Origin of the sequence: Granulicella sp. S156, assembly GCF_009766105.1 — a bacterium.
GTDB lineage: Bacteria > Acidobacteriota > Terriglobia > Terriglobales > Acidobacteriaceae > Granulicella.
The window spans coordinates 293,214-297,350 of sequence record NZ_LMUH01000007.1 but is presented as its reverse complement, the minus strand read 5'-3'; the positions used below and the strand labels follow the sequence as shown (position 1 = coordinate 297,350).

General features: G+C 60.8%; 5 protein-coding genes. 4 read left to right on the top strand and 1 reads right to left on the bottom strand.

The genetic code is table 11. The features are described 5' to 3' along the window. A partial coding sequence (gap, locus tag GSQ91_RS07025) for a type I glyceraldehyde-3-phosphate dehydrogenase (protein WP_158820544.1) occupies positions 1 to 906 on the bottom strand: 906 nt, incomplete at its 3' end. A 262-nt stretch (positions 907 to 1,168) separates the two neighbouring features. On the opposite strand from gap, the gene GSQ91_RS07020 reads away from it, so the two are divergent. The 4 genes from GSQ91_RS07020 to GSQ91_RS25825 form a co-directional block, all read left to right on the top strand. After that, positions 1,169 to 1,966, top strand: a complete 798-nt coding sequence (locus tag GSQ91_RS07020) for an ATP-binding protein (RefSeq protein WP_158820543.1) — start codon at positions 1,169 to 1,171, stop codon at positions 1,964 to 1,966. 23 nt (positions 1,967 to 1,989) lie between these two features. After that, positions 1,990 to 2,736 (top strand): ATP-binding cassette domain-containing protein, encoded by a 747-nt coding sequence (locus GSQ91_RS07015; protein WP_158820542.1) that lies wholly within the window; start codon positions 1,990 to 1,992, stop codon positions 2,734 to 2,736. Then, positions 2,733 to 3,362 carry an ABC transporter permease gene (locus GSQ91_RS07010; RefSeq protein ID WP_158820541.1) on the top strand — a complete coding sequence of 210 codons (630 nt, stop codon included), beginning with the start codon at positions 2,733 to 2,735 and terminating at the stop codon, positions 3,360 to 3,362. Before GSQ91_RS07015 ends, GSQ91_RS07010 begins: the two co-directional genes overlap by 4 nt. Before the next feature lie 447 nt (positions 3,363 to 3,809). Further along, the coding region (locus GSQ91_RS25825; RefSeq protein ID WP_305794270.1) for a glycine betaine ABC transporter substrate-binding protein at positions 3,810 to 4,137 on the top strand (328 nt) is incomplete at its 3' end.

Here is a 4,137-nt window from a genome sequence, read left to right as displayed (position 1 = left end):
GATCACCTTGGTCAGCTTCGAGTCGAAGATGCTGGACAGTGGGTTGCCACGGAAGTCAGTCGAGACCAACTCCTCTTCCGTGTACCCGAGAATGCCCTTCAGGGAGCCTTCGCTGGCGGACTTGATCGCAGCGTTGATGGACTTTACGTCGATAGGCTTCTCGGTGACGAAGGTGAGGTCGATGACGGAGACATTCGGGGTCGGGACGCGCATGGAGAAGCCGTCCAGCTTGCCGTCCATCGCCGGGATCACGAGCCGCAGAGCCTTGGCGGCTCCGGTGGAGGAGGGAATCATCGAAAGCGCAGCAGCACGGGCGCGGCGCAGGTCTTTGTGCGGCGTGTCGAGGATGACCTGATCGTTGGTGTAGCTGTGGATCGTGGTCATGATGCCCGACTGGATGCCGAAGGTATCGTGGAGGACCTTCACGACCGGAGCGAGGCAGTTTGTTGTGCAGCTCGCATTGGAGATCACGTGGTGTTTCGCCGCGTCGTACTTGTCCTCGTTCACGCCGAGCACGAGGGTGATGTCCTCGTGGCTGGCTGGCGCGGAGATGATGACCTTCTTGACCGTGCTGCCGAGGTGGGCTTTGGCCTTCTCGGCATCGGTGAAGAAGCCGGTGGACTCGACTACGACCTCAGCGCCTACGGAGGCCCAGTCGAGCTTCGCAGGGTCACGCTCGGCGAAGACCTTGAGGGATTTGCCGTCGATGACGATCGAGTCCGCGGTATGCGAGATCTCGTTCTTCAGGTTGCCGAGGATGGAGTCGTACTTGAGCAGGTGCGCGAGGGTGGCCGGGGTGGTGAGGTCGTTGACAGCGACGAATTCGATGTCGGGATTGCCCAGTGCCGTGCGGAAGACGTTGCGTCCAATGCGGCCGAAGCCGTTGATTCCAACCTTGACTGCCATGTGCTCGTGTGACCTCTTCTTCAGATTTACAGGGGCATTGCACGGCACGTTAGAAGCCGTGCTTGCTCCGCCAAAATGTATAGAAAGCACTTCGAAAGGTCCGTGCCTCCATTCCTTTGAGGCTACCAAAGCGCGGAGGTGGGAGCAAACGGGAGGCGGATTTCGATCCGCTAAACGAACCTGTCCGGATGCACCTCTTTTGCGGCATAGGTAACGCGTGTGTTACAAACCAGCTATGCGCGAATGGTTGCGCGAGAAACTCATGAGAAGACGTTCTAAGCGTGGACCGAATGATTCGGAGTCCACGGGCAAGATAGGGCAGGAGCTCCCTGCGAACCAGCAGGCACCCCTGCGCCCAACATATCCTGAGCCGGTGGCGAAGGCTGAAGCCGACGTGCCAGCACCCCAGGACGAAGCGCTATCCCCGCCTCAGCCCCCGGAGGCTGAGCCAACTCCCCCAGCAAGTCCCCAGATCGTCCACGAGACGCAGCCGGAGTCGCTGGCGACCCCTCCTGCCGAGCCTGTGGCTGTGCCGGCGAAGTCGCCTCGCGGCTACGTGGTGCTGACGATCGGTCTGCCCGGTTCGGGCAAGACGACCTGGTACAAACGCCGCGGTGTCACTCCGCTTTCGAGCGACATGCTGCGGAATATCTTGTTCGACGACATCACCGACCAGCGCTATCAAGGGTTGGTTTTCAGTACGCTGCGCAGCTTGCTGCGGGCGCGGCTGATCGCGAAGATGCCGTGGAACTATGTCGACGCCACCAACCTCAGCCCGCACGAACGCCGTCAGTGGATCAAGATGGCCAAGAGCTTCGGCTACGAGGTGCAGGCGGTGTTCTTCGATGTTCCGCTGGCCGTCTGCCTGGAGCGCAACTCCAAGCGGGAACGCCAGGTAACCGACGAGGTCATGCACAAGATGGCCGAGCGGCTGCGTCCGCCGGTCTTCAAGGAAGGCTTTGACAAGATCACGGTCGTGCGCGTGAAGGGCGCGGCCCCGACGGCTCCTGCCGAAGGCACGAGTGCTGAGAACGCTCCCGAGGCAGCAGTCGAGGGATAGCAGCACTCATAACGGAGTCTTCGATGGCCACCCAGGAAGTGGAGTTCGCGCAGGTGAGCTTCACGGTAGAGGGTGGCCGTCAGCTTTTAAGCGACATCTCGCTCACTGTGGAAGCCGGCACGACTACTGCGCTGCTGGGCCGCAGTGGCTCCGGCAAGACCACGCTGCTGCGCACGGTGAATGCGCTGGTGCGACCGACGAGCGGGCAAGTGCTGGTGGGTGAGCAGGACGTTGCCGAGGCGGATGTGATCGCGCTGCGGCGCGGCATTGGGTATGTGATCCAGGAGGCCGGGCTGTTTCCGCACATGAGCATCGAGCGCAATGTAGGGATGGCGCTGGAGCTGGCGGGAAAGCCGAAGACCGAGATTGCGGCACGGGCGGCGGAGATGCTGCGCTGGGTAGGTCTGCCGGAGGATGTGGCGAAGCGGCAGCCGTGGCAGTTGAGCGGAGGGCAGAGGCAAAGAGTGGGACTGGCGCGGGCGTTGGCTTCCGATCCCAAGGTTTTGCTCATGGACGAACCCTTTGGGGCGCTTGATCCGCTGACTCGGGCAGAGATTCGTGCGATGGTGCGCGGGCTGTTGGAGGTTGCCGTAAAAACGACGTTAATCGTGACGCATGATCTGGACGAAGCTCTGTATTTAGCCGATCGGGTGGTTTTATTGGAGGCTGGTCGCATCGTCGCGGATCTGGCGGCGGGTGACGTGCTCGAATCGACGAATGACGCGATGCGGGCGTACGTCGCGGCGACGTGGCGCGGAGATGCGGCGTGAGGGAGTTTCTGCGTCAGTACGGTGCTCAGATTGCTCGGCTCACCTTCGAGCACGTCTGGCTGACGGCCAGTGCGATGCTGTTTGCGGCAGCCATTGGGTTGCCGCTGGGGATTCTGCTGACGCGCAAGCAGGGGCTGGCGCGGCCCGTGCTTGCAGTTGCGAATGTGCTGCAGACGATCCCGAGTCTCGCCTTGTTTGGGCTGCTGTTGCCAGTGCCGTTTCTGGGGGATCGGGCGGCGAGGCTGGCGATCGTCGCTCTGACCGGCTATGCGCTGCTGCCTATTCTTCGCAATACGTATACAGGAATTAGGGGCGTCGACCCGGTGCTGGTTGATGTGTCGAATGCTCTCGGAATGAGTAACTTGCAAAGGCTTCTCAAAGTGGAACTTCCGCTGGCGGCGAGTGTGATTCTGGCCGGATTGCGGACGGCGACTGTGACCTGCGTGGGGGTCGCGACGATTGCTGCGGCGGTTGGTGCAGGTGGGTTGGGGGAGTTGATCTTTCGAGGGGTGGCGTCGGTCGATAACGGGCTGGTGCTGGCGGGGGCGATTCCGGCGGCTCTGCTGGCGCTGTGTGCGGATGGGGTGCTGGGGTTGGTGGAGAAGAGGCTGGCGGTGAGGCGATGATGTGGCGTAGTGAATGATGGAGTGGAAAGGCGAGACTGGTGTCCCGCTCCTTCAAAGTGGTACGAGCGTTATAGGTGAAACATACATGGGCAGGAGCGGTCGGGCGTTCGAGGGTGCTGAAAAAGTCTAGCTTTGTGAGCAGTTAGAAATTGCTTCGAAATAACGACTCTCCAGAAGGCCCTACAAACGACGTTTGCGAAATCTTTGAGGGTTTTACATACGCAAAGTACACAGCAAAAATCGTCTTCAGTGAAGTCATCGACTTTTTCAGCAACCTCGTTCGCCCGATGCCCACCTTCGGCGCAAAAAAACGCGCCGAAGATGGGGCACCCGGTTTTGTGGCGACACGGGTAAGAAGCAGATTCCCTCCGGGAATGACAGAAAGAAAAGCAAGAGCAACTGCAACGGCAAGAACAAAGGTTGGGGCTATTGGAATTGGCTCGGATAATGCGTGGGGTCTTGCTTCTGGCTTCTTTGAGTTGCCTTGTTGCCTGCGCTCCGCCGCGGTCGTCGCATGTTGTGATTGGGGCGAAGAACTTTACTGAGCAGGTGGTGCTGGGTGAGTTGCTGGCCCAGGAGATTGAGGCTGCCGGTGGGGGCAAGGTCGAGCGGAGGTTCTGGCTGGCGGGGAGCTATCTGTGCCAGCAGGCGCTGGTGTCGGGGCGCATCGATGGCTATGTCGAGTACACCGGGACGGCGTTGACGGCGATTCTGAAGCAGCCGCTGGATCGGGATGCGGAGCGCGTGGATGCGACTGTGGCGCGGCTGTATGAGC